This is a genomic window from uncultured Methylobacterium sp. (assembly GCF_964242245.1).
Classification (GTDB): domain Bacteria; phylum Pseudomonadota; class Alphaproteobacteria; order Rhizobiales; family Beijerinckiaceae; genus Methylobacterium.
Map to the genome: position 1 here is coordinate 1 of NZ_CAXTBY010000180.1, position 4,811 is coordinate 4,811.

Consider the following 4,811-nt stretch of genomic DNA (forward strand, 5'->3'; position numbering starts at 1 on the left):
CGCAGGCGGTAGCCGACGCCGGTCTCGGTGAGGAGCAGGCGCGGGCGCTCGGGATCGGCCTCCAGCTTCTGCCGGAGCTGGCGCACGTAGACCCGCAGGTATTGCGGGTCCGACGAGGCCGAGACCGCGCCCATCAGTTGGGCATGGGTCAGCACCTTGCCCGCGTGCTGCACCAGCACGCGCAGGAAGTCGTACTCGCGCGGCGTCAGCTTCACCTCGCGCTCTCCCACCCGGACGATGCGGCGCACGAGATCGACGCTGAGCGCCTCCACCTGGAACAGCGGACGCTCGCCCTGCGTGGCGAGCTGGTGGCGCAGCGCCGTGCGGATGCGGGCCAGCAGTTCGCCCATGCCGAAGGGCTTGGTGACGTAGTCGTCGGCCCCGAGGTCCAGCGCCTCGACCTTGCCGGTCTCGTCGTCGCGGCTCGACAGCACCACCACCGGCAGGTCGGCGTGGCGCTCCCGGATGCGGGCCAGAAGGTCGTGGCCGCGCATGTCGGGCAGGCCGAGGTCGAGGATCACGAGATCAACGCTCTCGCGCGTCAGGATCTCCAGGGCGGTCCTGCCGTTGGGAGCCTCCAGGACGCCGTAATCCTGCGTGGCGAGACCCATGCGCAGCAGCCGGCGGATCGGCGGCTCGTCGTCGATCACGAGGATGTTGAGGGTCATGCGGCCATGTCCGGTGCAGGCGTGTCTGGGGCGGGCGTCTCCCGGCCGGCCTCGCGCGGCGCGGCCGGGACCGGCAGGGTCAGGGTGAAGACGGCGCCGCTCCGGTCGGTCCGGTTGGCCACCGTGATGGTCCCGCCCATCGCCTCGACGAAGCCGCGCGAGATCGCCAGACCGAGCCCCGTGCCGGCCCGGACGCTGTCGGCCTTGGCGACGCGGTAGAACGTGTCGAACACGCGCTCGACATCCGCCTCGGGCAACCCGTCGCCCTCATCGATCACCTGCAGGAAGACCGTCGCCCGGTCCTGCCAGCCGCGCAGCCGCACCGTCGAGCCCGCGGGCGCGTACTTGGCCGCGTTGTCGAGCAGGTTGACCAGCACCTGCTCGAACAGCACCGGGTCGAGGCGCAGGGGCGGCAGGTCCGGCGCGATATCGACGGCGACGTGGTGATCCGCCAGCATCGTCTCGGTCCGGCGCAGGGCCGTGTCGGCGATCTCGGCGACGTCCTGGAGGCCGAAGTTCGGGATGACGGCGCCGGCCTCCAGGCGCGTCATGTCGAGCAGGTTGACGATGAAGCGGTTGAGGCGCTCGGCCTCGTCGATGATGGTGGCGAGCAGCTCGACCTTGGAGGCGGGATCGAGGACGTCGTCGAGGTCGCGCAGGGTGCTGGCCGAGCCCAGCACGGCGGCCAGCGGCGTGCGCAGGTCGTGCGAGATCGAGGTCAGCAGCGCTTGGCGCAGGCGATCGGTCTCGGCCGCGCGCTCGGCCCGGTCGAGGTCCTCCACGAGGCGCACGCGCTCGATGGCGAGCGCGCCCTGGTCGGAGAGCGCGTCGAGCAGGCGGCGCTGCTCGGGCGTTAGGATCGGCCCGGGCTTGTCGGCGTCGAGGCCGACGACGCCCAGCGTGCCGCGGCCGGTGCGCATCGGCAGGAACAGGCGCTTGGCCCCCGGCAGCGTGTCGGCTCCGCGGCCGGCCGGCCGGTCGTTGTCGAAGGCCCACTTGCCCGCCGCCACGTCGGCCGCGTCGAGGAAGTCCTCCGGCGGATAGCCCGCCCGGACCGCGACGGTGCCGTCCTGCGGCAGCAGCAGGACGACGCGGACCTTGAGCATGGCGGCGATCTGGTAGGCGGTGGCCCAGAGCACGTCGTCGAGGGTGCCGCAGCCCGCGAGCTTGCGGCTGAAGCCGTAGAGCCGCTCCGTGCCGCTCGCCCGGGCCTGGGCGACGAGCGCGAGCCGGCGCGCGCGCGAGGCGAGGTTGGAGACCAGCACCGCCACGAGGGTGAAGAGGAACAGCGCCGCGACGTTGGTCGGGTCGGCGATGGTGAAGGTGTAGAGCGGGGGCAGGAAGAAGAAGTTGTAGGCGAGCGAGGCCGCGACCACGGCGGCGAGCGAGGGCCCGAGGCCGAAGCGCACGGCCACCGCGACGACCGCGGTCAGAAACACGAGATCGGCGTTCTCGATGCCGAGAAACGGGCGGACGAGGATGCCGAACCCGAGGGCTGCGGCCACGGCGCCGAGGGCGAGCGCGTAGGGCAGCGCCTCGAAGCGGGGGGCGGGCGCGGCCGTGCCCACGGTCTTCCTTGGGATCGCCTCGGCCTCGATCGCCTCGCCGGCGATCACGTGGACGCTGATCGTGCCCGAGCCGCGCACGAGGTCGTGGACCACCGAACCGTTCAGGATCTCGAACAGGCGCGAGCGCCCGGCCTTGCCGACGACGACGTGGTTGGCGTTGCTCGCGCGGGCGTAGGCCAGGATGTCGTCGGCGACGCGCCGGCCGCCGGGCAGCGTCACGGTCTCGGCCCCGAGGCGGTCGGCCAGCCGCAGGGTGTCGGCGATGCGGTCGCGGGCGACCTCCGACAGCCGCGTGGCCCGCGGCCCCTCGACGAAGAGCGCCGTCCACGGGGCGTGCAGCCGGTCGGCCAGCCGCTTGGCGTAGCGCACGAGCCCCGCCGCGCGCGGGTCCTCGCCGACGCAGACCAGCACGCGCTCGCCCGCCCCCCAGGGCCCGGGGATGGCGTTGGCCCGCATGTGGCTGAGCAGTTCGTCGTCGACCCGGTCCGCCGTCCGGCGCAGGGCCAGTTCCCGCAGCGCCGTGAGGTTCCCGCGGGAGAAGTAGTGCTGCAGGGCCCGGGCCGCGTGGCGCGGCAGGTAGACCTTGCCGTCCTTCAGGCGCTGGATCAGGTCGTCGGGGTTGAGGTCGATCACCTCGATGTCGTCGGCCCGGTCGAGGATGCCGTCGGGCACCGTCTCGCGCACCCGGATGCGGGTGATCTGCGCGACGACGTCGTTCAGGCTCTCGACGTGCTGGATGTTGAGCGTGGTGTCGACGTCGATGCCCGCTTCGAGCAGTTCCTCGACGTCCTGGTAGCGCTTCGGGTGGCGCGAGCCCGGCGCGTTGGTGTGGGCGAGTTCGTCGACGAGGACGAGCGCCGGCCGACGGGCGAGCACGGCGTCGAGGTCCATCTCGCCGAGGCTCGTTCCTTTGTAGTCGACGAACCGGCGCGGCACGACCTCCAGGCCGTCGACCAGGGCCTCGGTCTCGGCCCGGCCGTGGGTCTCGACCACGCCGACCACCACGTCGAGGCCGGCCTTGCGCTTGCCGCGGGCGACGGTGAGCATCTCGTAGGTCTTGCCCACGCCGGGCGCCGCGCCGAGGAAGATCTTCAGGTGGCCGCGCCCATGGCCTTCGCGTCCGTCATCCTCCCGCCGCGCGGCGTCGAGCAGCGCATCGGGGGAGGGGCGGCCGGGGTCTCGCTGCGGGCTCGGCATGCGGGACGATCTCATCCGGCGCGGTCACTTCCGACCCAGGCCATCCAGCGCGAGGTTGAGGGCCAGCACGTTCACGCGCGGCTCGCCGAGGACGCCGAGAAGGCGCCCCTGCACCTGCGCGCCGACGAGGTCGCGGAGCCGATCCTCGGGCAGGCTGCGGGCCTTGGCAACCCGCGGCACCTGGAACAGGGCGGCCTCAGGCGAGATGTCCGGGTCGAGGCCCGAGCCGCTGGTCGTCACGAGGTCGATCGGGACGGCGCCCGCGTTCTCGGCCTTGCGCGCCTCGACATCCGCCTTCACCCGCTCGGCCAGCGCCGCGCTCGTCGGGCCGAGGTTCGAGCCCGAGGAATTGGCGGCGTTGTAGGGCGCCGGGACGGTCTTGCTCGCATCGGCCGGGTCGGGAGCGCTCGTCGCCGACGGCCGGCCCTGGAAGTAGCGGTCGCTGGTGAACGACTGGCCGATCAGGCTGGAGCCGACCGGCTTGCCGTCCCGCTCCACGATGCTGCCGGCGGCCTTGGCCGGGAAGAGCAGGCCGGCGATGCCGGTCATGGCCAGCGGGTAGCCGAGGCCGGTGAGCAGGGTCAGGGCGATCAGCAGCACGAGGGCGGGGCGAAGCTGGCTCAACATGACGGGTCTCGCGTGTCGGGAGGACGGGGCGGCTCAGACGAGGTGGAGGGCGCTGACCGCGAGGTCGATCGCCTTGATGCCGACGAAGGGCACGAGAATTCCGCCCAGGCCGTAGATCAGGAGGTTGCGCCGCAGGAGCGCGCCGGCGCCCACCGCCCGGTAGGTCACGCCGCGCAGCGCCAGCGGGATCAGCGCGACGATGATCAGCGCGTTGAAGATGATCGCCGACAGGATCGCGCTCTCCGGCGAGGCCAGCCGCATCACGTTGAGCGCCTGGAGTTGCGGATAGAGGACGAGGAACATCGCCGGGATGATGGCGAAGTACTTCGCCACGTCGTTGGCGATCGAGAAGGTGGTGAGCGCCCCGCGGGTCATCAGGAGCTGCTTGCCGATCTCGACGATCTCGATGAGCTTGGTCGGGTCGGAATCGAGGTCGACCATGTTGCCGGCCTCGCGGGCGGCCACCGTGCCGGTGTTCATGGCCACGCCCACGTCGGCCTGGGCGAGCGCCGGCGCGTCGTTGGTGCCGTCGCCGCACATCGCCACGAGCTTGCCCTGCGCCTGCTCCTTGCGGATCAGCGCCAGCTTGTCCTCGGGGGTGGCCTGGGCGAGGAAGTCGTCGACGCCGGCCTCGGCCGCGATGGCCGCGGCGGTCATGGGGTTGTCGCCGGTGATCATCACCGTGCGGATGCCCATGCGGCGCAGTTCCGAGAAGCGCTCACGGATGCCGCCCTTCACGATGTCCTTGAGG

4 protein-coding genes are annotated in these 4,811 nt (G+C 72.2%); all 4 read right to left on the reverse strand.

Features of this window, described 5'->3' with window-relative positions; all coding sequences use genetic code 11:
- A partial coding sequence (locus ACFE8Y_RS20740) for a response regulator (protein WP_375466262.1) occupies positions 1-668 on the reverse strand: 668 nt, incomplete at its 3' end.
- A complete protein-coding gene (locus tag ACFE8Y_RS20745) occupies positions 665-3,433 on the reverse strand; it encodes a DUF4118 domain-containing protein (RefSeq protein ID WP_375466263.1) in 2,769 nt (922 codons plus the stop codon). The genes ACFE8Y_RS20745 and ACFE8Y_RS20740, both read right to left, overlap by 4 nt.
- Positions 3,434-3,457: 24 nt before the next feature.
- The gene (locus ACFE8Y_RS20750; protein WP_375466264.1) at positions 3,458-4,060 is read right to left on the reverse strand and encodes a K(+)-transporting ATPase subunit C; all 603 of its coding nucleotides are present in this window, start codon (positions 4,058-4,060) and stop codon (positions 3,458-3,460) included.
- 33 nt (positions 4,061-4,093) lie between these two features.
- A partial coding sequence (locus ACFE8Y_RS20755) for an HAD-IC family P-type ATPase (RefSeq protein ID WP_375466265.1) occupies positions 4,094-4,811 on the reverse strand: 718 nt, incomplete at its 5' end.

What these genes read in the sequence shown, in the direction of transcription:
- ACFE8Y_RS20750 (WP_375466264.1), bottom strand. Translation starts at nt 4,060, where the DNA reads ATGTTGAGCCAGCTTCGCCCCGCCCTCGTGCTGCTGATCGCCCTGACC.
- ACFE8Y_RS20745 (WP_375466263.1), bottom strand. Translation starts at nt 3,433, where the DNA reads ATGCCGAGCCCGCAGCGAGACCCCGGCCGCCCCTCCCCCGATGCGCTG.